The organism is Terrisporobacter petrolearius, assembly GCF_020748185.1.
In the GTDB taxonomy this organism is placed as follows: Bacteria; Bacillota; Clostridia; order Peptostreptococcales; family Peptostreptococcaceae; genus Terrisporobacter; species Terrisporobacter petrolearius.
This window is the reverse complement of sequence record NZ_JAHZMO010000001.1, coordinates 159,742-185,571: the sequence shown is the minus strand read 5'-3', so window position 1 is coordinate 185,571 and position 25,830 is coordinate 159,742. Positions and strand designations below refer to the sequence as shown.

Genomic DNA, 25,830 nt, shown 5'->3' with positions numbered 1-25,830 from the left:
TTATATACTATACGGATAAACAATTTTATTCTTTAGTTTTATAAATAAATTACTTTATCAGTATTTAAATCAATTTTAGTTTTCTAATTTTTATATTAATATCTAAAATATTTTTAGAAATTTAGTGAGTTGTTATTTATATTTAAATCGTCTTGGAAATTTATAGTATCCTGAAAATTAGAATCTTCTTTTAAATTAAATCTATCAATATGTGATTTTAATAATTGAGCCTGTCCACTTAATTCTTCACTTGCGGCTGCACTTTCCTCACTTGTTGCTGAGTTTGTTTGAACTACTTGTGAAATTTGTTCTACTCCTAAAGTTACTTGAGTAATTGCATTTGCTTCTTCATCTGATGCTTTTGCGATATCATCTATTAAAACAATAACTTGATAAATTTTATCTATTATTCTTTGTAGTGACTCTGCTGTATTATCAACTATTAAACTTCCATTATCCACTGCCTTTATAGAATTTTCTATTAATGTTGCTGTATTTTTTGCTGCTTCTGCTGATTTTGCTGCCAGATTTCTAACCTCATCTGCTACCACTGCAAATCCTTTACCAGCTTCACCTGCTCTTGCTGCTTCAACCGCTGCATTTAATGCTAATATATTTGTTTGGAATGCTATATCATCTATTGTTTTTATTATTCTTCCTATTTCATTAGATGTAAAGGATATTTTTTCCATAGCATTTACCATTTCCTTCATTTTACCATTTCCTTCTTCCACTTCTTGTCCTGCACTTATAGAAAGCTCGTTAGCATCCCCTGCATTTTTTGCTGTATTTTTAATTTTATTAGATATTTCAACTATTGTAGCTGATAATTCTTCTATGGCACCAGCTTGCTCCGTTGTCCCTTGTGATAACATTTGTGCTCCACTTGCCACTTGTTCTGATGCTGTCTCAACCTCTTGTGATGCTGCAAATATTTGTGACATTGTATCACTTAGCTCATTTGTAATTTTATTTAAAGAATTTTCAATATGGCTAAATACTCCAACATATTTTACCTTAGGTTCTATATTAAAGTTACCTGTGGAAACTTCATTTAATATGTCAACAGCATCTTCAACAACTACGTTTATTTCCTTACTCATCTTACGCATACTTTCAGATAATACTCCCAATTCATCTTGTGATTCATAAGTTATATCTATATTAAAATCACCTTCAGCCATTTTGTTTGCAGCTATTTCTATTTCTTCAATTGGTTCTTTAATTCTCTTTGTAATTTTTATACATACTACTATACCAATACCAACTGCTATTAATAAAAGTACCAGTGCTATTATTGCTGCTTTTTTTATACTACTTGACACCATACTATCGTATTCTTTAGCTATCTTTTCAGCTTCATCATAAATATTAACAGAACTTTGAGTACAACTGTTAAATAAAGTTGAATATCTACTAGAATCAATATCAGCTAATAACCCACTAAAATTTTCTTTTTGTGTGGCTTTATAAATTTTTTCATATTCTTCTTTAACTAAGCTTATTTCTTTTTCTAATTTTTTTACATCTTCTTTTATCACACTATTTGTTGTAGGTGTATTATTAATTATTTCTATTCGTTCACTTATGCTTTCAAAATCATTTAAAATTATTTTTCTTGGCTCTTCATGTTCCTTATTCGCAAACGCCTCATTAATTTGTCTTGATATTGATACTAAATCTCTACGTATTCCCATAGATTGATTTGTGAGTTGATAGGGACCTGCATAAATATTATGTGACATTTCTCCAGCTTTCTTTAAATTGTTTAAAGTATAAAGACACGCTAAAGTCGACATTATAAGTACAATAGCAAATGCCATTCCCAATCTTTTCCCAATTTTCATCTCTTTAAAATCAAATTCTTTTAAACTAAATTGTTTCATAATTTATTCCTCCATAACTTTTTCCTCTACAATTGTAAACCTTTTATAATATACGGAAAAATCATAATTTACTTTATTAAAATAATAAACAACTATATATAAAAATTTTATTGTTGGCTGTTAAGTCAACGCAAAAAGCTGATTTCTCCATTAATTAAGAAACCAGCTTTTTTATTATAAATAAATGTATTTAAGATTCTAATTAGTTATAATATTTAAATATTAAAATCTAAAACTGTATCATCGTTTTTGTTTTTTAAATTAAAATCATCTATTAAAGATTTTAATATTTGAGCTTGTCCACTTAGTTCTTCACTTGCAGCCGCACTTTCCTCACTTGTTGCTGAGTTTGTTTGAACTACTGCTGAAATTTGTTCCAATCCTAAAGTAACTTGATTAATGGCATCTGATTCTTCTTCAGATCCTTTTGCTATTCTATCAAGTAAAGAAACTACTTTATTAGTTTTATCCAATATTCTTTGTAAAGATTGGGATGTATTATCAACTATACTAGTACCATTTTCAACTGCATTTATAGAATTCTCTATTAGTGTTGAAGTATTTTTAGCTGCTTGTGCTGATTTTTCTGCTAGATTTCTAACTTCATCTGCCACTACTGCAAATCCCTTACCTGCTTCTCCTGCCCTAGCTGCTTCTACCGCTGCATTTAATGCCAATATATTAGTTTGGAAAGCTATATCATCAATTGTTTTTATTATTCTTCCTATTTCATTTGATGTAGATGATATTTCATCCATGGCAACAATCATATTCTTCATCTTTTCATTACCATCTTTTACTTCTCTACCTGCATCTGTATACAATACATTTGCTTCTTGTGCATTTTTTGCTGTTTCTTTTACTTGATTTGATATCTCAGCTATAGTCGCAGATAGCTCTTCTATTGATCCTGCCTGCTCTGTAGTACCTTGTGATAACATTTGTGCTCCACTTGCAACTTGATCTGATGCTGATTGAACTTGGTCTGATGCTACATTTATTTGTGACATTGTATCACTTAATTCATTAGTAATGTGAGCTAAAGATTTTTCAATATTATTAAATACGCCAATATATTCTATTTTAGGTTCAACATCAAAATTACCTGATGCAATTTCTTTTAGTACATTAACCACATCATCAATTATAGCCTTTGTTTCATTACTCATTTTCAACATACTATTAGATAAACTTCCTAGTTCATCTTCTGATTCATAGTCTATCTCAATATCAAAATCACCTAGTGACATTTTATTTGCTGCAATTTCTAATTCTTCAATAGGCTGTCTTATTTTTCTTGTAATATATATACCTATTAATATAGCACCTATAATAGTACATACAGACATTACTACGCATATTGTCCAAACTTTTCTTACCTTTTTATTAACATTCTCTTTGAATAAAATTCCTTTTTCCATTTCACTATTGTAAAGATTTTCTGCATTTTCTGCCACATCCATATAAGCTAAAAAATAATCGCTCTTTTCATCAACAATTAATTTATTTATTGTTTTTGTATTCCCATCATTTATAACGCCCTTTATTTTTTCATATTCTTGTTGAAAATTTCCAACTGAAGTTTCTAATTTTTTAGCTAAGTCAACATCTGCTTTAGGATTACTTTTTATTTTCTCTATTCTTTCATATAAACCATTAAAAAATTCACTAATAGGTGCTTCAAAGTTTGAAATATCTTTTTCAACCAATGCATAAGCTATATTTTGATCAACAGAAGTAATACCTCTTCTAATTGCCATTGCTTCATTTGTCAATTGATATGGTCCTTCAAATAAATCAACTGTATGTCCCCCTATTACTCTTAGATTCCTCAAAGATAATGTGCCTATAATTGCGAAAGCTATTAATAACATTCCAAAACTCAAAACCATTTTTTTCCCAATTTTTAAGTTTGTAAATCTTCTATTCATTTTTTCTCCCCCATAATTCTTGTCAAAATTTATTTACCTTATTATTTTATTTATTAATACTACGGATACTTTTCAATTTATTTAACACCAATTTTCAATAAAAATATTTTTTTACTAAAAAAGTGTATAAGTTAAATTTTACTTTACTTATACACTTTATTATTTAAGTAGTTTTTACAGTTTCCTCTTTGCTAAATTTTTCTTTATACGAAAGCATAAACTTTTCCATACATTTTTTAACTTCAATCTCACTTGGCAATATAATACTTTTTCTTTCATCTAATACAAATCGTGTTTCATTTTTTACTAATGCATTACATGATACTTTTTTATTTACACTACCTTTCATTTCTGACAATAGTTTTGAAATTTCTCCTTTAGTTATATTATGTAAAATAACTTTGCATTCTTTTTCCGTTAATATATTATCATATGTTATTCTTTCCAGCTCTTCATTAAACATTTCCATTATTGTTTGGCCTTTATTTTTAGCATATTGCTCAGTTATATATTTACTTATCTTTAAATAAAATACTACTAATATACTCATTGCAAAAGATATTATAAAAATAGGTAAAAATAAATATAGATTATCCTTAAATGTGCCACCATTAGTTATTATCTGTATTATTATAATTGCTAATGTTAATCCTCCAATTAATGAGGCTGTTTTTATATTTTTCATTAGTTTTTTCTTTGTTTTTAAGTCATCATCTTCACCAATATCATCATCTATCATAACATCTAATGGTTTATATAAATCTAAATTATTTACTTTTTTTAAGTAGTTAATTTTGTCACAAAATCTACTACATTCATCCTCACCTATTATATCAGTTAACTCTAACTCCTTTATAAAATCTTCACCATACACTGTAGTGGCTCTTATTATTGATTTTTTTAATGCACTTTCTTTGCTATCTCCATTCCATATTGCTAAAGCGTACTCTATACTACCAGATATTCCTAGAATATGTTCACACTCTATACTTTCATCTATCGTAAATATCTCTATTCCCTTAATTTTTCCTTCATATGATATATCTTTTGCTTGATTATATGTTATAGTACCCCTCTTTAAAACTTTACTTGGATCTATATCCGGATCTACAGTCAAACCCTCTTTAATTCTTTCCAAGAAATCACTTATAGCTTCTTCATATTTGTCACAAGGTATTTCTATCTTTATAGGCGATCCATCTTTATTAACATATCTAAGTTCTCCATAATTTAAACAAGCATCTACACATCGTTCACCTGTACTATTATATTTACTCTTTAACATTTTCGCCATAAATTTTCCATCCTTTGCTATGTAGATATTATTCTAAAGTTTTAACAAGCTCTTCTTCTCCTAGAATACTTGTTATTCTTATCCCAAAATTTTGATCTACGATCACAGCCTCTCCATAACCAATTTTTCTTCCATTTACAAATATCTCAAGTTCCTGATTTTCTAGTGTATCTAACTCTATTAAAGATCCTTTTGTAAGCTCAAAAACATCCTTTAATGTCATCTTCGTTCTTCCTAATACTGTGCTTATCTCTAATTCTATATCTAAAACTCTATCAAAATTTTCTGCCATACTTTATTCCTCCTTACCAATGCTATCAACAATTACCACACCTCTTTTATTTTCTATTAAGCCTGGTTTACATTTAAAAGATTTTGATCCTGCAATATAAAGTTCTATTTCTTCCTCTATTTTGGAATCTAACTTTATTACATCTCCAACGTTTAAGTCTAGTAATTCCTGAACCTTAATCTCTGATTTACCTAATAGGGCTACAATATCTGTACTAGCAGCGTAAACATTATTATATATTGCATTTGTAAATTCAAAGTCATAATCAATATTTTTACTTTTAAAAAGTTTTTTTGTTTCTAATTGTGGTAATATTGGTTCCATACAGCTATATGGCTTACAAAATCTCATTTTTCCTACTTCTTTATCATCATGCATCATTTTCATGTGAGCAATTAAAACTGACTCACTTACTGGATATTTTTTACTAGAGCCAAGGTTTAAGTGAACCTCTAAAACTTCTCTGTATTCACATCCTTCAACTACATGAAGTTTCGTCAAAAAATTTTCACTAGCATGATGAATTAACTGCTTATCAATTTCTGTAAGTTCCCTAGTATAATCGTCAAATTTACCATCTCCACCTAACATACAATCTATAAAAGTAAGAGCTATACCTTTATCTATTTGATATATAAGACCACTTACTAAAGGCTGAATTGCATGTTCTACTATAACAGAATCAGAAGTTACCATGTTTGTAAATTCTTCATAGTTTGTTTGTTCTATCTTTTCTACCTTACAAACTATATCTTTTTGTTTTAATTCATAATTCATAAATATATTAATATTTTTACAAAATTCCTCTGCGATAACAGATACGAATCTCATATTGTCGGAAGAATATCTTTGAGGTTTTTTAAAATCATATTTTTTTATATCCTGTACCATAGTATTTTCCTTTTACCTTTCTTATCTTGATTGAAGATTATTAATCATACTCCACATATCATCTACAGCCTGTATGCCTTTACTATTAAATTGAAAGGCTCTTTGTACCGTAATTAAGTCAGTCATTTCACTTGATAAATTCACATTAGACATTTCAACATGTCCCTGTCTAATATCTGCTTCATTATATGCATACATATTTGCTCCCTCTTTTAAAGCAAATAAACTATCACCAACTGAAATCAAATCATTTGTACCTTCTGTAACATATAAATTAATTCTTCCCACCATTTTGTCGTCTAGGTATATTTGTCCTTCTTTATTTATATTTAATTTTCCATCTGATAAATCAACATTTCCTCTATTGTATCCATTAGCGTATGTAATATCTACTCTATTACCATTTGCATCCACTAAGGTTCCATTTGCATCTAAACTAAAATCTCCATTTCTTGTAAGACAATGGCTCCCATCAGGTCGAATCAGGCAAAAATAACCCTCACCATCTATTGCTAAATTAGTATTTATACCAGTATTTTTCAAAGGACCTTGAACCATATTCCTAGTTGCTTCTGCTATTTTTGTCCCTGTACCTGTCAAACTACCATTTGAACTATGAGGATTATAATTACTCTCTAAGGATTTTGTATATAAGTCTAAAAATCCTACATCTAATTTTTTATAACCTGTTGTTTGAGAGTTTACTATATTATTAGATGCAATATTTATTTTTTCTTGATTTGCAATCATACCAGATGTGCTAGTACGTAATATATTGTACATATTCTTTCCCCCATATCTTATACTCTTCCTATTTCATTAGCTATTTTATATAGTATAGAATCCATCGCTTGCACTACTTTTTGGTTAGCTTCAAATTCATTTACAGTTTCCATAAGTAAAGCTGCTGAATTTATAGAATCTACATTTGAACTTTCTAAGTAACCTTGCTTTACATTAAAATTTGTGCCATTTCTTGGATTTGTACCTGTATAAACTCCATTTCCAACATTCTCTAAGTTATCGTAGTTTTGAAAATCAACTACTCTAAATCTATATCTTTCTTGACCATTAATATTAATTCTGTTATCGGAAGTAACAGACATAATATTATTACCTACATTGATACGCTCTGTCGCTCCAGTTGTATTATTAACTCCTAAAACATAATGACCTGAGCTTGTTATTAAGTATCCTTGTGAATCAACGCTAAAATCACCATTTCTTGTATAATACCTATTATTTTGATTATCCATAACTTCAAAAAATCCATTACCTTCTATTGCAAAATCCATATTATTTTCCGTTGAGACATTAGTTCCTTGGCTATAGTTAGTAAATGTATCATCAATTCTCACACCAAAACTCATATTTCCTAATATCTGCTTATTTGCTTTTCCATTTTTGTAATTATCATTATTTGATAACATAACTTCATCAAAGCTCTTACCAAGTAAAGTTTCTTGCTTGTATCCTGTAGTATTTATATTAGCTAAATTATTAGTAATAATACCTTGTCTAGATTGAAGTGTTAACATTGATGATACTGATGTATATAATCCTCTTAACATATTTTCCCTTTCTTAGTCTATATATTTTATTCTTTTCATCTCTGCTCTTAAATTTGAAATTGCCCTTGTATTTAGTTGTGATACCCTTGATTCTGATACTCCTAAAACTAGTCCTATTTCTTTTAATGTCATCTCTTCATAATAATAAAGGGATAATACTAATTTATCCTTTTCTTTTAAATTATCTATTGCCCTTGCCATTACTTCTTGAAGCTCTTGTTTTTCAATAATAGCACTAGGTGATTGTTCCTCTTTTTCTTTTATTGTATCTATAAGTTTAACTTCACTTTCATCTTCGTATATTACTCCGTCTAAAGATACATTACTTCTGTTCATCATCTTCAATTTTATGTCATTTGCTTCTTTTATAGATATATCCATATATTTTGATATTTCTTCCAAACTAGGTTGCCTATAGTAGGTATTTTGTAAATCCTCCACACATTTATTATATTCTTTTATTTTACTTGTGTAAGTTCTAGAAATAGGGGAATGCCTTCTTATTTCATCAATTATATATGATGAAATTCTAATAGATGCAAATGTTGAAAATTTTACACCTCTATTTTTATCGAACTTTGTACTTGCATCAATTAACCCCATGACTCCATAACTTACTAAATCTTCATATTCCATTCCAATTCTATTTGTGTAGTATTTTGATGCTATGTGCCTCACAAGAGACATATTATTTACAATAAGTTCTTCTTGTTCATGTGTATCCACTATATATTCCCCCCTTAACTATATACAAACTACTCCTTGAGATTTTATCTGTATATCACTTGGTACTTCATTAAGTGATAAAATTACTACGTTTGGAAATACCATTTCTATTAATTTTCTAAATGGTGCTCTTATTTTTGGAGATACCAATAATATAGGTCTATTATTGAAACTTATATCTTCAGTTATATTTTGTATATTTTTAAATATATAATTTGTTGTATCTGGATCAATTGCTGGATAAGTTCCATTTACAGATCTTTGTAGATTATTGCTAATCATATTTTCTAATTCTAAAGATAGTGTTGCAACTGTCATAGAATTGTTTTCATCCACTAAATCTGAACATATACTTCTACTCATTGCCATTCTTACATATTCTGTTAAAAGTTCTATATCACGAGTATTTCTTGCATGATCTGCAAGTGTTTCTAATATCGTAACCCTATCCTTAATGGCTACTTTCTCTCTAAGTAAGTTTTGGAATACTTTTTGCACTTCACCTAAGGTCAATAAATCTGGTATTAGCTCATCTACAACTGCACTATATCTCTCTTTAGTTACATCTATTATCTCTTTAACTTCTTGTCTTCCAACCAACTCATGAGATTTACTTTTTATTATTTCAAGTAAGTGAGTAACTAATATAGTTGTTGGATCAACAATAGTGAATCCACATAATTCTGCTTCTTCTGCCTTTTCTTTTTTTATCCACAGTGCATCAATTCCAAATGTTGGTTCTTTTGTTTGTATTCCATCAATATCCATAGCTAGTCCCATAGGGTTCATACAAAGTAACATATTAGGCATTAAGTTGTATACTGCGACAACGTTTCCTTTAATCTTTATGCTATATTGATTTGGATTAAGTTGTAAATTATCTCTTATTCTAATTGGCTGAACTATTATTCCCATATCTATAGCACATTGCTTTCTTACTGATATAATTCTTTGAAGTAAGTCCCCTCCACTAGATTCATCAACAAGTGGTATTAAACCATATCCAATCTCTACCTCAATTGGCTCAACATTTATATAGCTAGATACATCCTCAGCATTTTCTATACTAGGTGGTGCATCATTTTTTTCTAATACTTCATTTTCTAACACTCTTTGATTTTCTTTTTCCTCTTTATTTAATAAAAATGCAATTAATATTGCTCCTAATCCTAGAGCAAAAAATGATAGTTTAGGAAGTCCTGGAATAAACCCCATTAAGATTAATACTGCCCCTGTCATCCCTATAGCTTTTGGAATAGACATTAACTGTTTTCCAAATAAATTACCAAAGTTTTCATCACTATCGGCTCTCGTAACTAACATACCTGCCGAAACAGATATCAATAATGCTGGTATTTGACTCACAAGTCCATCACCTATTGTAAGTCTTATATATGTCTGGACCGCATCTGAAAAACTCATATCTAACATCATAACTCCAATTACCATACCTGCTAGTACATTTATTAAAGTTATAATTATTCCTGCTATTGCATCACCTTTCACGAATTTTGAAGCACCATCCATAGCCCCATAAAATCCTGCTTCTTGTTGTAGTTTTCTTCTTCTTTCTCTTGCTGTCTTCTCATCTATCATTCCAGCATTTAAGTCTGCATCTATACTCATTTGTTTACCTGGCATTGCATCCAATGTAAATCTTGCAGAAACTTCTGATACTCTACTTGATCCACTAGTTATAACTACCATTTGGATAATTACTATAATCAAGAATATAATTACCCCTACTACATAATTTCCCCCAACAACGAAACTACCAAAGGCTTCTATTACATTTCCTGCATAACCTTGCCCTAATATTAACCTTGTTGACGATATATTTAGGGCTATTCTAAATAATGTGGTAACAAGCAATATTGTTGGAAATATTGATAATTGTAATATATCAGTTGATAAAAGAGTTAATAGTAATATTAATACTGCAAATGATATATTTATTGCTAGCATTATATCTAATAAAAATGTCGGTAAGGGTATTATTATCATTAAAACAATACCAATTATTCCAAATCCAACTATTACGTCAAATCGTTTATTATAATTTAATTTTTCCATCTATTTTTAACCTCTTTAATAACTATTTATATTTGTTTTTGATTTTATAAACTGCAACCAATACTTCTGCCACTGCTTGATACATTTCTTCTGGTATTTCCTTATCTATATCAACCTCTTTATATATAAGTCTTGCAAGTGGTTTATTTTCAATAATTGGTATATCATGCTCTTTAGCAACTTCTCTTATCTTAAATGCTACAACATCTGCCCCCTTGGCAACTACTCTTGGAGTAGAATCTATCCCTTTCTCATACTTAATTGCTATAGATATGTGTGTAGGATTTGTTACAATAACTGTTGCGCTAGGCACTGCTTGCATCATTCTACGATTAGATATTTCTCTTTGTTTTTGTTTTATTTTTCCTTTTACTTGAGGATCTCCCTCCATCTGTTTATATTCTTCTTTTACTTCTTGCTTAGTCATTTTTAACTCTTTATTATGAGTAAATCGTTGATATCCATAATCTACTACTGCTATTAAAACAACAGCTAAACATATTCTTCCAAGTAATGATTTTATAAGTTCAATTATTGTATTTAAAAGATATGGAAGATAAATATCTGCACTTTTCATAATTCCTTCAAAGTTTTTATTCATAAAAGAATAACCGATATATAATAATACACTTATAATAGCTACACTTTTAACTAAAGTCCCTAAAGCTTTAAGGGAAAACATATTTTTAAATCCATTTATTGGATTTAACTTTGAAAATTGTGGTTTAAGTCCTTCTCCTGTAAATAACATACCTGATTGAATAAGATTTCCGATTACGCCAAATATCATTATGATAAACCCTATTGGTAAAAATATTTTCATAAATGAAAGTAAAATCTTACTTCCAAGTGAATTTAATATTACTCCACCTTCAAAGTTCATGCTAAAATTACTACTAAATAAGTTAATCATAAAATTTTTAATTTCTAATATTACATAATCAGACATAGTAAAAATTATTATTAGCATAGCCACTAGAGTTATAGCCGTTGTTACCTCTTTACTTTTTGCAATATTTCCTTTTTTTCTAGCATCTCTTTTTTTCTTTGCTGTGGGCTCTTCTGTTTTGTCACTCCCCATTGATAATACTATACCTACTGGCCCCATAGAGGTCATCATATTACTATTAACCATACTTAGGGTTCCATCTAATATATCTGGTATTTTATTTAATAAGTTATGTATTTCTGTTATTATAAACGGAAGTGCTATCATAAAGAAAACCACACCAACAAGCATCTTCAAAGGCATTCCTATTATCATTACATTTAATTGGGGTACACTTCTAGATATAAGACCCATTATTAAATCTGTAAATATAAGTGATAATATGACCGGAACTGCAATTTTAAATCCTATAGTAAAGCACTGTACAAATACATGTACAATGTAGTAAAAATTATTTTGTATTAAATTTTCACCTATTTTTATTAAATGAAAACTTTCCTGTATGCCTATTATTAATTTGTGGTGACCGTTCATACTAAAGAATATAATTATACCCATCCAGTACATAAGATTTTCTATCAAAGTTGCTTGTTCTTTACTATTTGGGTCGTAAATACTACTCATTGACAAGCCTATTTGCTGATCAATTAAACTACCGGCTATTTTCAAGCTATTAAAACATAAATTTGTTATATAACCTAAAAGTAATCCATTTACAGTTTCCATTGCTACTAATCTAATTAAGTCAAATGTATTAAGTACATTGACATCAATATTAACGCCAGAGGATATTATAATAGACATTAATATTGAAAAGCATACTTTAAAAGTGTTTGGGGTTCCCGCTGGAAATAAAATATTAAGAGAAGAAAAAAATGTTATTACTCTAATAAATATGAATAACATTTTTTATCCCTTTATAACAGCTATCATGTTCATAATCTTAGTTGTAAATTTAATAATCTCATTTAACATCCAGTTTCCACCTAGTGCCAATGTTAATGCTATTACTATTACTTTTGGAACAAATGTTAGTGTTTGCTCCTGAATTTGTGTCGTTGCTTGAAATATACTTACAAGTAAACCAACTAGCAACGATAAAATTAAAATAGGTCCCCCAACTAACATGCTTGTATATAATGCTTCTTTTACTATACTCATTACCATATTTTCTGACATACTACTTTCCTCCTAACTATTTGAAACTTAATAACAAAGATTTAATCAATAAATTCCAACCATCTACCATAATAAATAACAATAATTTAAATGGCAAAGATATCATAGCTGGCGGAAGCATGAACATCCCCATTGACATTAGGGTACTTGAAACTACCAAGTCTATTAGTAAAAATGGTAAATAAACTAAAAACCCTATCTGAAAAGCAGTTTTTAATTCACTTATTGCAAATGCTGGTACTAATACACTAAGCGGTACATTCTCTCTATTTAAATTAGTTTTATCTATATCAGCACCTTCTATAAATAGCTTTAAATCATCTTCTCTTGTTTGATTTAGCAAGAATTTTTTAATAGGAATTTGTGCCTTTTCTACTGCCTCATCAAATTTTATTTCTTCATTCATATAGGGCTTAATCGCTTCATTATTTATGGAGTTTATTGTAGGAGCCATAATAAAAATTGTTAATGACAACGCTATTCCAATTAATATTTGATTTGGAATAGATTGTGTAGCACCTAAAGCCGACTTAATAAATGAAAATGTAATGATGATTCTTATAAAGCTCGTCATCATAAAAACCATTGTTGGCAAAAACATCATAAGGGTCATAACAATAAATAGTTCTATTAAAGGAGTGAGTTCTTGTTGATTATTTGAAATCATTTGTATTATTTCGTTCATTTTTTATCTCCTTTAATCTAAATTTTTTTATGTCTTTTAATTTTAAATTCATATTATTTCTATTATTAATTTTAACCTCTTCTTGTTTTCTTTCTATTTCTTCTATTTGATGACTTGTAAGCTCTTTTATTGTATCTGTCTTGGTAGGTGATGAAACTATAACACAACCTTCATCACCTACTTTTAAAACATATAATTCTGTATCTTTATTCAAATTTGTTCTTTCTAAAACTTTTATGTATTTGTTTTTTGCTATTCCATTAATGCTTGATTTACTAAGTCTTATAGTTATTATTATTAAAGCAATGGTAAAAGGTACAAATACTATTAAATTTATAATATATTTTAGTATATTGTCCATTTTATTTCTCCTTTTGCTGTTCCTTAACTATTAATATATCAACTCTTCTATTTATTGTTCGATTTTTTGTAGAGTTATTCTCTACTAAAGGCTTATACTCACCATATCCTTTAACCGAGAATCTTGTTGGGTCTAATTTTTTAACTGAAACAAAATACTTTACAACACTTACTGCTCTTGCAGTTGATAATTCCCAGTTAGATTGAAACTCTTTGTTAAACATAGGAATATCATCTGTATTTCCTTCAATCAGTACATCATTTGGTAGATCCTTAACAATTTTTGTAACCATATTTAATACATTTTGACTTTTCTTCATCAAATCTGCTTTACCAGGATCAAATAATATTGTTTCATCTAGTTGAAGTACTACCCCTCTATCTTCATCTCTAACTTTAATAACATCAGTAAAGGAATTTGCTTCAATTGTTTCATTTACCTTTTTTACTAAATCTTCTTGTATTTGCTCTGAGGTTTTTTCATTATTAGTAGCTATTTCTTTAATATCCGATAGTTCTTCTACTTTAACATCACCTTTTAAAGACCTTTGCAATGCATTTGATAATTCGTTTAGTTTTTTAGCATCAACAGATGACATTGAATATAAAAGTATAAAAAATGTAAGAAGGAGTGTTATTGTATCTGCATAGGTATCCAACCACGCATTAGGGTTAATATCATCACCTTTTTTTTTCTTACGCGACATCTCCATCTACCTCACTATCGTCAACATCTCTTTTAAAGTAATTTTTCTTTTCTGAATCACTTAAATATGTTAATAATTTTTCTTCGATAATTCTTGAACTTTCACCATTTTGAATACTTCCTATTCCACAAATTATCATTTCCATAAGCTGAATTTCTTTTTCACACTTAGTTTGTATATTATATCCTATTGGGTTAAGGATTGTATTTGCAAGTATTGTACCGTAAAAAGTTGTTATTAATGCCTTTGCCATTCCTGATGAAATAGAAGCTGCATCGTTAAGTCCTCCTGCAAGCATTTGTATAAGACCAATTAACGTACCAACCATTCCCATTGCTGGTGCAAAAGCTCCCCATAACTTATATATTTTAGAACTATTTTCATATTTACTTTCAAATATATTAATCTGGTTTTCTAGTATTTCTTCTATACTTTCCATATCAATACCATCAATTACAAGCTCTAATCCGTTTTTCATAAATTCATTTTCTATTTCTTCAACATTATCTTCGATTGATAGTAGTCCATCTTTTCTAACTTTTCTAGATAATTCCTTAAATTGACTAACTAAATCTACCTTATTAGTTCTGTTTATTTGCATAGCTACTTTCATTGACCCTGGAATCTGTTTTAGATCGTCTAACGAGAATGTAATTAATACTGCAGCAAATGAACCTCCTACTGTTATAACAAAGGATGGCATATCTATAAATGCCCCCACCCCTGCTTTATCTTGTGCTATTCCAAAGAATAGAACAGCTAATACAAATAAAAAACCAATAGGAGTTAATATGTCTGACTTTTTCATGTCTTACCTCCTCTGTTTTCTATCTTTTTAGATTAATAATTTCTTGTAATAACTCATCACTAGTAGTTATTACCTTACTGGCTGCCTGAAAGGCTCTTGTTGTTACTATCATTTCTGTAAATTCTTCTGATAAATCAACATTTGACATTTCTATAGCACCTTGTTTTATATTTCCGTAAGCTGCATTTACAATAGGGTCTCCAGAGTTAGCTGAAACTCCATAAAGATTACTACTTAATGCTTCAAGACCTTCCGGATTTTGAAATACTGCTATTCCTAGTTTCTGAGCACCAGTTCCTCCTTGTGGATATTTGCTACCATCTGCCAAAAGATATGATACTTCTCCCTCACTTGATATATTATAAGATAATACTTTTTGACCATTTTGTTCTTTAGGTATTTGAATAGGTTTTTTATCAGTTCCAACTACTTTATATCCATCAGCTGTAACTAAATTACCTTCTTTATCAATGTTAAAAGATCCATCTCTAGTATATGCATATTGATTTTGACCAATTTGAACAGTAAAATATCCATCTCCATCAATAGCTAAATCAGAACTTCTACCAGTTGTTTGTATATTTCCTTGCACAGTGTTTTTAAACATACCGCTTACTCTTGTTCCTATACCTACTTGCCCTGGACTTACTCCACCAACTATAGTTCCTGGAGAACTTGCATATATTGAAGTTTGATATAGTGCATCACTAAATCTAACATTACTTTTCTTAAATGCTGTAGTTCCTACGTTTGCAACATTATTACCAACCACATCCATTTTAGTTTGGTTTGCCTTCATACCACTTATTCCTGAATACATCGATCTTAACATTAAAATTATTCCCCCTTGTTATCTTCTTCTATATTTGTATCATTACCCTTCACTTTAGTAAGCGCTCCATATTCAACTTCTACCAATTTTCCACTTTCTGAATCTCTTATATTCATATATACAACTCCATCTTTTATATGAACACTTTCAACTTTTCCTGACATTGTCTTTGTAGTATCATATCCTTCTTCTTTAGGAACATATACTTCAACATCTTTTCCTATTAATGCTGATGCCGAACCCATTGCTGAATTTACCAAAAGACCATTTGTCATTCCTATTAAATACTCCATATTATCATTAAGAGCCATCGTTTGCTCTAGCATATTAAATTGTGCTAATTGTGTTACATATTGAGTTGGATCTTGAGTATTAAACGGATCTTGGTTTGTCATCTGAGCCACTAACAATTTTAGAAATAAATCTTTATCTGTGTTATCACCTGCGTCAAAAACCTTTGTTCCTTTTTCAGTTACTTCGCTATTTTTATTTATACCTGCTATATCACTCATTTACTGCTCCCTTAAATTAAAATATTTACATTATCCTCCATTGTCACTTCTTCAATTTCTTCAGTGGATTCATCTACAAAAACGATATTTTTTTTGCGCCCCTGTTGATTTCTTTGGTTATTTCTCTCAAATTCTTGATTTAAGTTTGAAGAGAAACTATTTTGAGTATTACCTTTCATTTCAACTGAAATTTGTTTTACATTAATATCTAAATCTTTTAGATGTTTTGCTATCTCACTTTGGTTTTCATTAATTAAATTAAAAACATCACTTTTGCTTATTACAATGGCAACACTAGCTTCCTCATGATTATTAATAAGTTTAATAGTCATATCACCTAGCTCTCTTGGACTTATTTTAATAGTTATTTCTTCTTGCCCACTAGCTTTTAAATATTTAACAGTTTTAATAATGTCTTCTCCAATATACTCTTGTCTAATTATTGGAGCTTCTTGTCGCGAAGTAGCGTTTATGGAATTTGCCTCTTTATTAATTACTTGATTATGATTTAAAATAAAATTGTTATCATTATCTCCATTTAAAATATTCTCTAAAGTGTTTAATTCTTTATCTTTATCCTTTTTTTCATATAACTCATTATTTCTAATCAAGTTAAGTTTATCTGTTGTATTACTAGTTTCTAGTTGACTAAACTTTTCACTATTAACTGTTTTGTCATTAATTCTATTTTCACTATTTTCTATTTCACCATCACTTAATTTGTTTATATCAGGCATTTCACTAGCATTTTCTATTTTATTATTAGACATAATACTATCTAATTTTTTTAATACTTCAATTTCTTTATCATTTAACTCAATTCCAATAGTTTCATTGTTTACTATTTCAAACTTATTCTTCAAATCCTTTAACACTTCTGCTTCTTCACTACTTAGTAAGTTCATGTTAGTCTTATTACTATTTGATATTATATTAAGTTCTGTTTCATTGACGTTACTACAAATATTATCTGAACTTTCCACCTTATCTAAGTCAATATTAACTTTATCCACATGTTGTAAGCTTTCTTCATTATTAAATAATTTTAGATTATTTAACAAATTCAGAATCAAGTTATAGTCTATATCCTCCGATTTATCACCATCTTCAAATATTCCTTCTAATACGTTATCAAATATTCCTTGTTCTGTTTCCCCTGAGACATTTTCTCCATTTCCTTGGAAATACTTAATAATATCTGCTACAGTTGTTGATAAACTCAAATTAAATTCCATATTTACCACCTTTTTGTGAAACATTTGCATTATTTCTTATATATGCATAGAGAGCAAACTCGTCATTTCTGATTTGTTCTATTCTTTCTTCTTCTTTTCTTACTCTCTCCATTTCTTTTTCTTTAAGAATTTCTAATGATTTTCTTTTTATCTGTTTTTGTATTAGGTCATTTTGAGCTTCAATGACTTTCTTTTCTTCCTCTTTAAGTTTTTCATCTGTCAACTTTATAGACTGTGTAAGAGTGGATAAATAGTTTATTGTAACCTTTTGTGAGATTACATCATTAGCCCTAGTAATATCTGAATATTTTTTATAATTTTCTTCAAGTCTTTCTAAATTTTTTTCTACTATTCTTTTTTCATTTTGAGCCTGCGTGTATTTTAACTTACTTTCATCTTCCTCTTTTATATTTATGTCTAGTAATTTTTCTAGTTTGAACTTAAATTTTTTCAACTACTTTACTCTCCTTTAGGAAAACATATTTATCAATGAATTTTTACTATCTTCAAATAATGTGTTTTCATTTACATTTTGTTTTAAAAAATCATTGACAGAATCAATATATTCAATTGCCATATCAATATTTTTATTAGACCCTTCTTTATATGCTCCAATATTAATTAAATCTTCTGCATCTTTATAAGTTGCAAGTATGTCTCTTGCATAAGATGCAGCCTGATTATGCTTATCATCCGATATTTCTTTCATAAGTCTGCTTACACTATTTAATATATCTATGGCTGGATAATGATTCTTATGGGCTAATGTTCTTGATAAAACTATATGTCCATCTAATATGCCTCTTACTGTATCCGCAATAGGTTCATTTAGATCATCACCATCTACCAAAACTGTGTAAAAGGCTGTTATGGATCCCTTCTCTGAAGTTCCTGTTCTCTCCATCAATTTTGGTAGCATAGCAAATACTGAAGGGGTATATCCCTTCTGAGCCGGTGGTTCTCCTATAGCTAGACCCACTTCTCTTTGTGCCATTGCAAACCTAGTAACAGAATCCATCATAAGTATTACTTTTTTCCCTTGATCTCTGAAATACTCTGCAATAGCAGTTGCAGTTAAAGCTCCTTTTAGTCTGACTAAAGGTGATTTATCAGAAGTAGCACAAACTACTACTGATTTCTTCATCCCTTCTTCTCCTAAATCTCTTTCTATAAAATCGAGAACTTCTCTCCCTCTTTCTCCAACAAGAGCAATTACATTTACATCCGCCTCTGCTGTTCTTGCTATCATTCCTAAAGTTGTACTTTTTCCTACTCCACTTCCAGCAAATATTCCTATACGTTGACCTTCCCCACAAGTTAAAAAACCATCAATAGCTCTTATTCCCGTTGGCATTATATTTGTTATTCTCGGTCGCTTCATAGGGTCTGGTGGTTCATTAAGCAAGCTGTACCTTTCGCCTGATATTATTGTCTCTTCATCTATAGGATTACCTAACCCATCTAGTACTTTCCCTAAAAGGTCATCACTACATCTTACACTTAACGGTATTCCTTGAGCTACAACCCTACACCCTGGACCTATTCCTGCTAACTCTCCAAGGGGCATTAATATTACATCCCCATCCTTAAATCCAACAACTTCACAGTTAATTGGCTCGTTCTTATTATTATAAACGTGGCACAATTCACCTACAAAGCATTTAACTCCTTCAACTTCTAGAGTAAGCCCTATGATTTTTTTTACTTTTCCCTCACATATTACTGAGGGAATATCTTTAATTTTTTTTATAAGTTTTTCAAACTCTATATTAATCATAGTAATTCCTCTTTTATTTTTTCTATTACTCCATCAATTCCAACTATTAAGCTGCCATTAACATTATCTATTATTGCATTTCCAACTTGGATTGACTCGTCTCCTAGAACAAATACATCTCCACTTAGCTTATAAGATTCTTTTAATTCTAGTACTTGTTTATCCAAACTTTCTTTATATGTAGGATTGACTTTTATAACAAAATTTTCTTTAAGTTCATATTCTTCTATAACATTTCCTATTAAATTATCCATTTCCGAAACATCTTCAAATTTTTCTCTTAACACTTGCTCTGCTATACTAATGCTCATATTTAAGATTTTATTTCTATTTTCTTTCATATAGTTTGATATTTCTTGATTAGATTGAATTAAAATGTTATTAGCATTATCAATTATTTTATTGGCTTCTTCTTTGGCTTTTTCAACATACTCTTCATATACTTCTTTATAGCCATCTTCATATCCATTTTTTAGTCCTTGTTTATGTCCTTCTTCATATGCTTTTTTTTCTATATTAGAAACTTCTTCTTTACTTTGTTCTATAATTATTTCTGCCTCTGATTGAGCATTTTTGATAATTTGCTCCCTTTGCTCTTTTGCTTCTTTTAATTTTAACTCAACTTCTTCTTTGATTTGTGTCATTTCATTTTCTCTTTTCATATCAAATTCATCACTTGCAATTTCAAAGTTAGATTTATTTGAGTTAACTTTTATTTTTCTTTTACCAAGTATTTCTACTTCTTCTGCTTTAATAATATTACACAATAAATTCATCATCTGAGCCTCTAGTTAAATTTATTTCTCCCATATCTTCAAGGCGTCTTATAGTATTAACTATATTTTGTTGCGCTTCTTCCACTTGAGATATTTTTACCTTTCCTAATAAATCAATTTCTTCTCTAAGAGCTTGTGATGCTCTATGGGATTGATTTTTGAATATAGTTTCTGAAACATCTTTAGATGCACCTTTAAGAGCAAAGGCAATATCTTTAACATTAATTTCTTTAAGAATTCTTTGAATTGCAATATTCTCAAGTCTAACGATATCTTCAAATATGAACATGTTAGATTTAATTTCTTCTGCTAATTCATCATTTCTATCTTCTATATACCTGATAATACTTTTTTCTGTTTTTCTATCAACATTTCCAAGTATATTCACAAGGCTATCTACTCCACCACTACTTTCTATCTCTCTTTGACCTAGATTAGCTAGTTTCTTTTCAACAGCTTTATCTATTGCTTTTATAACATTTGGAGAAATAGAAGATGCTGAACCTATCTTTAAAGATACTTCATTCTTAACTTTTTCAGGAAGCTCAGCTAGTATTACAGCTGCTTTATCAGGTTGAATATGTGTTAAAATCACAGCTATAGTTTGAGTACTTTCTCCTTGTATACAAGCTAAAATTTGTTCTGGTTCAGCTTTTCTTGCACCCATAAACAATTTTGTATATGCATCATATTTGATCCCTTCAAGCAGTTTTCCAGCTCTTTGGCTACCTAATGCTCCGTGAAGTAATGATGTAGCACTTTCTATACCACCTTCCATTACATATTCTTTTCCTTTGTTTAGCTCAATAAATTCTTGTAATATTTCTCTTCTTTCTCTTGCGTTGATGGTATTAATATTCGCTATTTCTACCCCTATTTTTTGTATCTTCTTATCTGATAAATTTTTCAATACTTCAGTTGAAGCTTCTGGACCTAAAGTCATCAATAATATTGCTGCTTTTCTTGCCCCTGTTACACGCCTTACTTTTGGTATATTACCTAAATCGAAGGCATTTTCTGATTTATTAATTTCTGTATTCAAAATATACTCACCCTTTTATACATTTAACCAACTATTTATTAAATCTGTAACCCTATCAGGATTTTCTGAAGCGTATTTTCTTACTTCTTCTTCTAATGTAATACTTTCCTCTTCGTCATCTTCATTTTCTGATTTTGAAGAACCTTCCATTTCTTCTATTTTTCTATTAATTAGTTCTATTTCATCTACATCATCATAATTTTCATATTCTTCTTCTTTTTTCTTTTTACTTCTGTTTATTACGATGAATGCAACTACGCCTGCTAAGGCTACTGCTAATAATACAAATCCTAATAATTTCATATTATCACTTATACCACTTTCTTCTGATGCTTCATCAGCATTAGCACCAAAGTCCATTGCTACGACCTTTACATCGTCTCCTCTTTTTTCATCCATACCTATGGTATTTGCTACCATATCATTAACATTTGTTATTTGTGCATCTGTTAATATTCCATCTATTGCAACAGATGCTGTTATTTTATTTAACTCACCTTGAGCTTTTGTAGTTTTTGTTTCTTTTTTACCTGTATCATACTCAATGCTTTCATCTTTACTTGATGTAGTTCCATCATTAGCACCTGACACGTTATTCATATTATTGTCTACTGAGCCGCCTGTATTTCCTTCTTCTGTAGTTTTATTTTCACTTCTACTTTCCTTCATAACTACTGTCTTAGGACTTATTGATGTCTCAGTTATCTCTTTGTTATCAAAGTTTAAGTCTGCATTTACTGTAGCCTTAACCTTTCCTGCTCCAAATATAGGCTCTAGTAAACTAACAATTGATTTTTCTAGATTTCTACTTAGTTCTTTTTCTGCTTTTAGTGCCACATCTATTCCATTTGAATTTGAAGCATTACCTTTATCATCAAATAAACCATCTGATAATAAATTCATTTTTTGATCCACTACTTCTACATTTTGTTTTGGAATATTCGTGCTACTTGCAGAAACTAATGACATAATGGATTTTATTTGAGATGGTTCTAGAGATTGACCTGCCTTTAAAGTTATTGCTACAGCTGCACTGCCAGGAGTTCCTTCATCTGAAAACACAGATTCTTGACCTTGGGTTATGTTAACTCTAGCATCCTCAACTTGTTGGAAAGTTTTTATAGTCTTCTCTATTTCTCCTTGAACCATTCTTTGCTTCTTAATACTAAATTCTTCATCTGTAAGACCAAATGAAGAGGTTTCATCCATCAATTCAAATCCTTTTGATCCATTTGAAATACTCCCTGATAACTCAAGCCTCAACTTATCTACCTGTTCCTTTGGTACATAAATACTATCGCCTTCAACCTTCATCTCTACCCCTTGATTTTCAAGTTCTTTAGTAATTGATATTGCATCTTCTGATGTTAGTCCTGAAAACAAGAGTTGATATTTACTATCTTTTACATACTTAGCTCCAAATGCTAAAGCCAATATAACAGCTATAACACCTACTACAATTGCTATTTTCTTTTCTTTTTTAAGTTCTTTAAATTGTTCCTTTTTCTTTTGAAAAGTATCTTTTACTTTACTTATAATTCCTTTAATTTCCATGTATTTGCTCCTTATTTATAGGCTACAGCTGCACTCCGTTTAATTCTTTGTAGGCCTCAAATAATTTATTTCTTGTTTCTAACATAAGTTGCATTGATATTTGGGATTCCTGCATTGATAACATCACATCATGCATAGAAACATCTTCTCCCTTTATAAGAGCTTCTACCATATTATTTGCTTCTACCTGAGTGCCATTAACTTTATTAATAGCTTGCGATATAACATCACCAAATTTAATTTTTGAGTCGTCAATTGATTGTTCCTTGTTTAAATTTTTATTCGTATAATTGTTATCTATTATATTCGAAAACATATCAGAATTTATATTTATACTCTCTATACCCTGCATCTAATCCCCCCTTATTTTCCAATTTCTAAAGCTTTTGAAATCATACTTTTTTGTGCATTTAATGTATCTATATTTGACTCATATGATCTTGATGCTGATATTAAATCAGTCATTTCTACTAGCAAATCAACATTTGGATATTCTACATACCCCTCTTCATCTGCGTCAGGATGACTTGGCTCATACACTCTATTCATAGGTGAATTATCATTTTGTATTGATGCTGTCTTTACTCCAAGCATTCCTAGTTTTTCATCGTAATTTTCTTCAAATGTAGCAATTTTACGTTTATAGGCATCCCCATCTTCAGTTCTTGTTGTCTTCACATTTGCTATATTAGAAGATATAACATCCATCCTCATACGCTCTGCGGATAAACCACTGGCACTGATTCTCATCCCACTAAAAATACTCATTTATTTACCTCCCCGAAATTATACTTTTGGTCATTGCAATTTTCGTATTAGTTAAACTTACTAAGGCATTATATTGTAGAGTCGAGGCAGCTTGATTTACTTTTTCATTTTCTAGGTCAACATTATTTCCATCTTCCCTCATAGATGCGTTTTTCTCTGTTTTTACTTCAATTTTGGCATCTTCTAATTTATCTGTTAACGTATCTTCAAAATTAACATATTTTCTTTCATAGCCTACAGTATTTATATTGGCAATGTTATTTGCGATTACCCTACTTCTCAACTCTGTCGCATCTAAGCCCATTTTCATCAAACTGTATATTTCCATATATACCTCCCTAATTTCATAATTTGAACAACTACCTTAATATCCTTTTCAACTTATCCACCTTAATATTTAACATACATTTTTAAATTTCAAATGTAAATTGAATTAAATTCATAATTATATTTATGCACCCCCGTGTAATTTTATTTTTACATAAATATGAATTTTTGACATTTTTTTCTATTGCCTCTTTTATTATACACTTTTTTTCGTTATTTGTTTTTAAAAAAATATATTTTTTCGACTTTTTCACAACTTTTATATCTACATTTTTTTTACATTTTTTATATTTAAATTATTTATTTAATTTCTTAAGTTTTATAAAAAAATATCTATTTTATTTAAGTTTTCGAAAAATAATCGGTATTCTGTATATTAGTTTAAATAATAAAAAAACTATCCCAAATAATAAGGATAGTCACCATCGAAAATATTATAAAATCTCCTTAAAGTATACAAAAAATTCATAAAAACACTTATATAAATAATTAAGGGATAATTATAATAACAAAGAATGTAAATTCTTAGGCAACTGGCTGGCATAGCAAATTATATTATTTAAATAATTAATTTTACCGTAGCCCCTTTAGCTTTGCGTCTTTGGATTTCTCCAAATTTGCCAATATATTACTTTTATGTATAAAGTATCATATTTTTCAACTTTTTTCAATAAAACCTACAAATAAAATAGTAATATATACTATTTTTTCAAAAATTAAAGTTAAATTATGACAATCAAAAATTTTTATAATTTATAATCAAATTATATTTATTTTATATTATAATATCTACAACAATCCCTGTATTTAAATCACCACTTATACTTATAAAATCTAGTGGATTTGATATTATATTTTCATTTAAATTTATTTCTATTTTTTTTTCTTCTAAATCCAATTTATTCTTGCTTTTTTCTACTAAGCATTCAAGATTTATTAATTTTGATTTATACTGTTCAAGCTTATTTTTAATATCATTTATTTTGTTTAAAGCTGCACCTATAGCATCTATTATATCTTGTGAGTCTTTTAGCTCTGTTACCTCAGTTATACATTCACTATTTAAATCATCTACTTCTTTTTTTATTTTATTTATTCTAACTTTAACTTTCTCTTTCTCTTCTTCTTGTTTCGCTTTTCTTATAGAGCTAAGGTAGTATGATTTTATTTGATTTAGTGACTCTTCCATATTTTCTACTTTTTGCTGCTTGATTTGAATTTCTGATACTTTATCTTGAATATTTCTTTTATCTCTATTTAATATACTAGCTTTATTTTTTAGGTTGTTATACATGTCATTATTGCTTGTTTTTGATTCTTTTCTTAGAACTTTAGTAGACTTTATTTCATCATTGTGTGCTTTTATAGTTTTATTGATTTTATTATCAATATCTAGCTCTTGAATTTCTCTTTTATCATGTGTTTTTAAATATGCCTTCTCCCCTATTATAATCATAGTTTTCCCTCACTTTTATAAACATTTATTAATTTATATACTTATTTTTCCATAATTTCCCTATCATTATAGTACGGTATATTTTTCATAAACTTTATGATTTATATACATTTTACAAATAGAGTAAATATTTAATAATTATTATTTATAACTTGTAACTATATACTTTTGTATAAATTTTATTAATTAAAGTCATATA

Annotated in this window: 27 protein-coding genes and 1 riboswitch; all 27 genes read right to left on the bottom strand. The window is 29.0% G+C overall.

Going from position 1 to position 25,830, the window contains the following annotated elements; genetic code table 11:
- Positions 1 to 113: 113 nt before the first annotated feature.
- The 27 genes from K0040_RS00890 to K0040_RS00760 all read right to left on the bottom strand — a co-directional run bounded on the left by K0040_RS00890 (position 114) and on the right by K0040_RS00760 (position 25,631).
- Positions 114 to 1,886: a methyl-accepting chemotaxis protein gene (locus tag K0040_RS00890; protein WP_228107093.1), complete on the bottom strand. Its 1,773-nt coding sequence runs from the start codon at positions 1,884 to 1,886 to the stop codon at positions 114 to 116.
- A 215-nt stretch (positions 1,887 to 2,101) separates the two neighbouring features.
- Positions 2,102 to 3,817 (bottom strand): methyl-accepting chemotaxis protein, encoded by a 1,716-nt coding sequence (locus tag K0040_RS00885; RefSeq protein ID WP_228107092.1) that lies wholly within the window; start codon positions 3,815 to 3,817, stop codon positions 2,102 to 2,104.
- A 163-nt stretch (positions 3,818 to 3,980) separates the two neighbouring features.
- The gene (locus K0040_RS00880; RefSeq protein ID WP_228107091.1) at positions 3,981 to 5,111 is read right to left on the bottom strand and encodes a YeeR family protein; all 1,131 of its coding nucleotides are present in this window, start codon (positions 5,109 to 5,111) and stop codon (positions 3,981 to 3,983) included.
- A 28-nt stretch (positions 5,112 to 5,139) separates the two neighbouring features.
- Positions 5,140 to 5,403, bottom strand: a complete 264-nt coding sequence (gene fliN, locus K0040_RS00875) for a flagellar motor switch protein FliN (RefSeq protein WP_018589238.1) — start codon at positions 5,401 to 5,403, stop codon at positions 5,140 to 5,142.
- Between the two features lie 3 nt (positions 5,404 to 5,406).
- Positions 5,407 to 6,294, bottom strand: a complete 888-nt coding sequence (locus tag K0040_RS00870; protein ID WP_228107090.1) for a flagellar motor switch protein FliM — start codon at positions 6,292 to 6,294, stop codon at positions 5,407 to 5,409.
- Positions 6,295 to 6,315: 21 nt separating this feature from the next.
- Entirely contained in the window at positions 6,316 to 7,077 is a 762-nt protein-coding gene (locus tag K0040_RS00865; protein WP_228107089.1) for a flagellar hook-basal body complex protein, read from the bottom strand.
- A gap of 17 nt (positions 7,078 to 7,094) precedes the next feature.
- On the bottom strand, positions 7,095 to 7,865 hold the full coding sequence (locus tag K0040_RS00860) for a flagellar hook-basal body complex protein (protein ID WP_228107088.1): 771 nt from the start codon (positions 7,863 to 7,865) through the stop codon (positions 7,095 to 7,097).
- 12 nt (positions 7,866 to 7,877) lie between these two features.
- The gene (locus K0040_RS00855; protein WP_228107087.1) at positions 7,878 to 8,591 is read right to left on the bottom strand and encodes a sigma-70 family RNA polymerase sigma factor; all 714 of its coding nucleotides are present in this window, start codon (positions 8,589 to 8,591) and stop codon (positions 7,878 to 7,880) included.
- 18 nt (positions 8,592 to 8,609) lie between these two features.
- A complete protein-coding gene (gene flhA / locus K0040_RS00850; RefSeq protein WP_228107086.1) occupies positions 8,610 to 10,664 on the bottom strand; it encodes a flagellar biosynthesis protein FlhA in 2,055 nt (684 codons plus the stop codon).
- A 22-nt stretch (positions 10,665 to 10,686) separates the two neighbouring features.
- Complete coding sequence (locus K0040_RS00845; protein ID WP_228107085.1) at positions 10,687 to 12,519, bottom strand: fused FliR family export protein/FlhB family type III secretion system protein; 1,833 nt, start codon at positions 12,517 to 12,519, stop codon at positions 10,687 to 10,689.
- 3 nt (positions 12,520 to 12,522) lie between these two features.
- On the bottom strand, positions 12,523 to 12,792 hold the full coding sequence (gene fliQ, locus K0040_RS00840; protein WP_018589231.1) for a flagellar biosynthesis protein FliQ: 270 nt from the start codon (positions 12,790 to 12,792) through the stop codon (positions 12,523 to 12,525).
- A 16-nt stretch (positions 12,793 to 12,808) separates the two neighbouring features.
- The gene (fliP, locus tag K0040_RS00835; RefSeq protein WP_228107084.1) at positions 12,809 to 13,477 is read right to left on the bottom strand and encodes a flagellar type III secretion system pore protein FliP; all 669 of its coding nucleotides are present in this window, start codon (positions 13,475 to 13,477) and stop codon (positions 12,809 to 12,811) included.
- Positions 13,446 to 13,838: a flagellar biosynthetic protein FliO gene (locus K0040_RS00830; protein ID WP_228107083.1), complete on the bottom strand. Its 393-nt coding sequence runs from the start codon at positions 13,836 to 13,838 to the stop codon at positions 13,446 to 13,448. The genes fliP and K0040_RS00830 overlap by 32 nt, the downstream gene beginning before the upstream one ends.
- A 1-nt stretch (position 13,839) precedes the next feature.
- The gene (locus K0040_RS00825) at positions 13,840 to 14,544 is read right to left on the bottom strand and encodes a flagellar motor protein MotB (protein WP_228107082.1); all 705 of its coding nucleotides are present in this window, start codon (positions 14,542 to 14,544) and stop codon (positions 13,840 to 13,842) included.
- Positions 14,534 to 15,352: a motility protein A gene (locus tag K0040_RS00820; protein ID WP_228107081.1), complete on the bottom strand. Its 819-nt coding sequence runs from the start codon at positions 15,350 to 15,352 to the stop codon at positions 14,534 to 14,536. Before K0040_RS00820 ends, K0040_RS00825 begins: the two co-directional genes overlap by 11 nt.
- Before the next feature lie 19 nt (positions 15,353 to 15,371).
- On the bottom strand, positions 15,372 to 16,184 hold the full coding sequence (locus tag K0040_RS00815; RefSeq protein WP_228107080.1) for a flagellar hook-basal body protein: 813 nt from the start codon (positions 16,182 to 16,184) through the stop codon (positions 15,372 to 15,374).
- Positions 16,185 to 16,189: 5 nt separating this feature from the next.
- A complete protein-coding gene (locus tag K0040_RS00810; RefSeq protein WP_228107079.1) occupies positions 16,190 to 16,696 on the bottom strand; it encodes a flagellar hook assembly protein FlgD in 507 nt (168 codons plus the stop codon).
- Positions 16,697 to 16,707: 11 nt separating this feature from the next.
- Positions 16,708 to 17,931 carry a flagellar hook-length control protein FliK gene (locus K0040_RS00805; protein ID WP_228107078.1) on the bottom strand — a complete coding sequence of 408 codons (1,224 nt, stop codon included), beginning with the start codon at positions 17,929 to 17,931 and terminating at the stop codon, positions 16,708 to 16,710.
- Positions 17,921 to 18,385: a flagellar export protein FliJ gene (gene fliJ, locus K0040_RS00800; protein ID WP_228107077.1), complete on the bottom strand. Its 465-nt coding sequence runs from the start codon at positions 18,383 to 18,385 to the stop codon at positions 17,921 to 17,923. Before fliJ ends, K0040_RS00805 begins: the two co-directional genes overlap by 11 nt.
- A 15-nt stretch (positions 18,386 to 18,400) precedes the next feature.
- Complete coding sequence (gene fliI / locus K0040_RS00795) at positions 18,401 to 19,708, bottom strand: flagellar protein export ATPase FliI (RefSeq protein WP_228107076.1); 1,308 nt, start codon at positions 19,706 to 19,708, stop codon at positions 18,401 to 18,403.
- Positions 19,705 to 20,487, bottom strand: coding sequence for a FliH/SctL family protein (locus K0040_RS00790; RefSeq protein ID WP_228107075.1), 783 nt, complete (start codon positions 20,485 to 20,487; stop codon positions 19,705 to 19,707). The genes fliI and K0040_RS00790 overlap by 4 nt, the downstream gene beginning before the upstream one ends.
- Complete coding sequence (gene fliG / locus K0040_RS00785) at positions 20,468 to 21,526, bottom strand: flagellar motor switch protein FliG (protein ID WP_228107074.1); 1,059 nt, start codon at positions 21,524 to 21,526, stop codon at positions 20,468 to 20,470. The genes K0040_RS00790 and fliG overlap by 20 nt, the downstream gene beginning before the upstream one ends.
- A gap of 15 nt (positions 21,527 to 21,541) precedes the next feature.
- Positions 21,542 to 23,080 (bottom strand): flagellar basal-body MS-ring/collar protein FliF, encoded by a 1,539-nt coding sequence (gene fliF / locus K0040_RS00780; RefSeq protein ID WP_228107073.1) that lies wholly within the window; start codon positions 23,078 to 23,080, stop codon positions 21,542 to 21,544.
- A gap of 22 nt (positions 23,081 to 23,102) precedes the next feature.
- A complete protein-coding gene (fliE, locus tag K0040_RS00775; protein ID WP_228107072.1) occupies positions 23,103 to 23,432 on the bottom strand; it encodes a flagellar hook-basal body complex protein FliE in 330 nt (109 codons plus the stop codon).
- 11 nt (positions 23,433 to 23,443) lie between these two features.
- Complete coding sequence (gene flgC, locus K0040_RS00770; protein WP_228107071.1) at positions 23,444 to 23,848, bottom strand: flagellar basal body rod protein FlgC; 405 nt, start codon at positions 23,846 to 23,848, stop codon at positions 23,444 to 23,446.
- Positions 23,849 to 23,852: 4 nt separating this feature from the next.
- Positions 23,853 to 24,176 (bottom strand): flagellar basal body protein, encoded by a 324-nt coding sequence (locus K0040_RS00765; RefSeq protein WP_228107070.1) that lies wholly within the window; start codon positions 24,174 to 24,176, stop codon positions 23,853 to 23,855.
- A 524-nt stretch (positions 24,177 to 24,700) separates the two neighbouring features.
- A riboswitch (cyclic di-GMP riboswitch) is annotated at positions 24,701 to 24,807 on the bottom strand.
- A 143-nt stretch (positions 24,808 to 24,950) separates the two neighbouring features.
- A complete protein-coding gene (locus tag K0040_RS00760) occupies positions 24,951 to 25,631 on the bottom strand; it encodes a hypothetical protein (RefSeq protein WP_228107069.1) in 681 nt (226 codons plus the stop codon).
- Between the last annotated feature and the right edge of the window lie 199 nt (positions 25,632 to 25,830).

Bases quoted from the DNA above. Each gene is read 5' to 3' on its own strand.
- K0040_RS00890 (WP_228107093.1), bottom strand. From the start codon at position 1,886: ATGAAACAATTTAGTTTAAAAGAATTTGATTTTAAAGAGATGAAAATT.
- K0040_RS00885 (WP_228107092.1), bottom strand. From the start codon at position 3,817: ATGAATAGAAGATTTACAAACTTAAAAATTGGGAAAAAAATGGTTTTG.
- K0040_RS00880 (WP_228107091.1), bottom strand. From the start codon at position 5,111: ATGGCGAAAATGTTAAAGAGTAAATATAATAGTACAGGTGAACGATGT.
- fliN (WP_018589238.1), bottom strand. From the start codon at position 5,403: ATGGCAGAAAATTTTGATAGAGTTTTAGATATAGAATTAGAGATAAGC.
- K0040_RS00870 (WP_228107090.1), bottom strand. From the start codon at position 6,294: ATGGTACAGGATATAAAAAAATATGATTTTAAAAAACCTCAAAGATAT.
- K0040_RS00865 (WP_228107089.1), bottom strand. From the start codon at position 7,077: ATGTACAATATATTACGTACTAGCACATCTGGTATGATTGCAAATCAA.
- K0040_RS00860 (WP_228107088.1), bottom strand. From the start codon at position 7,865: ATGTTAAGAGGATTATATACATCAGTATCATCAATGTTAACACTTCAA.
- flhA (WP_228107086.1), bottom strand. From the start codon at position 10,664: ATGGAAAAATTAAATTATAATAAACGATTTGACGTAATAGTTGGATTT.
- K0040_RS00845 (WP_228107085.1), bottom strand. From the start codon at position 12,519: ATGTTATTCATATTTATTAGAGTAATAACATTTTTTTCTTCTCTTAAT.
- fliQ (WP_018589231.1), bottom strand. From the start codon at position 12,792: ATGTCAGAAAATATGGTAATGAGTATAGTAAAAGAAGCATTATATACA.
- fliP (WP_228107084.1), bottom strand. From the start codon at position 13,477: ATGAACGAAATAATACAAATGATTTCAAATAATCAACAAGAACTCACT.
- K0040_RS00830 (WP_228107083.1), bottom strand. From the start codon at position 13,838: ATGGACAATATACTAAAATATATTATAAATTTAATAGTATTTGTACCT.
- K0040_RS00825 (WP_228107082.1), bottom strand. From the start codon at position 14,544: ATGTCGCGTAAGAAAAAAAAAGGTGATGATATTAACCCTAATGCGTGG.
- K0040_RS00820 (WP_228107081.1), bottom strand. From the start codon at position 15,352: ATGAAAAAGTCAGACATATTAACTCCTATTGGTTTTTTATTTGTATTA.
- K0040_RS00815 (WP_228107080.1), bottom strand. From the start codon at position 16,184: ATGTTAAGATCGATGTATTCAGGAATAAGTGGTATGAAGGCAAACCAA.
- K0040_RS00810 (WP_228107079.1), bottom strand. From the start codon at position 16,696: ATGAGTGATATAGCAGGTATAAATAAAAATAGCGAAGTAACTGAAAAA.
- K0040_RS00805 (WP_228107078.1), bottom strand. From the start codon at position 17,931: ATGGAATTTAATTTGAGTTTATCAACAACTGTAGCAGATATTATTAAG.
- fliI (WP_228107076.1), bottom strand. From the start codon at position 19,708: ATGATTAATATAGAGTTTGAAAAACTTATAAAAAAAATTAAAGATATT.
- K0040_RS00790 (WP_228107075.1), bottom strand. From the start codon at position 20,487: ATGATGAATTTATTGTGTAATATTATTAAAGCAGAAGAAGTAGAAATA.
- fliF (WP_228107073.1), bottom strand. From the start codon at position 23,080: ATGGAAATTAAAGGAATTATAAGTAAAGTAAAAGATACTTTTCAAAAG.
- fliE (WP_228107072.1), bottom strand. From the start codon at position 23,432: ATGCAGGGTATAGAGAGTATAAATATAAATTCTGATATGTTTTCGAAT.
- flgC (WP_228107071.1), bottom strand. From the start codon at position 23,848: ATGAGTATTTTTAGTGGGATGAGAATCAGTGCCAGTGGTTTATCCGCA.
- K0040_RS00765 (WP_228107070.1), bottom strand. From the start codon at position 24,176: ATGGAAATATACAGTTTGATGAAAATGGGCTTAGATGCGACAGAGTTG.
- K0040_RS00760 (WP_228107069.1), bottom strand. From the start codon at position 25,631: ATGATTATAATAGGGGAGAAGGCATATTTAAAAACACATGATAAAAGA.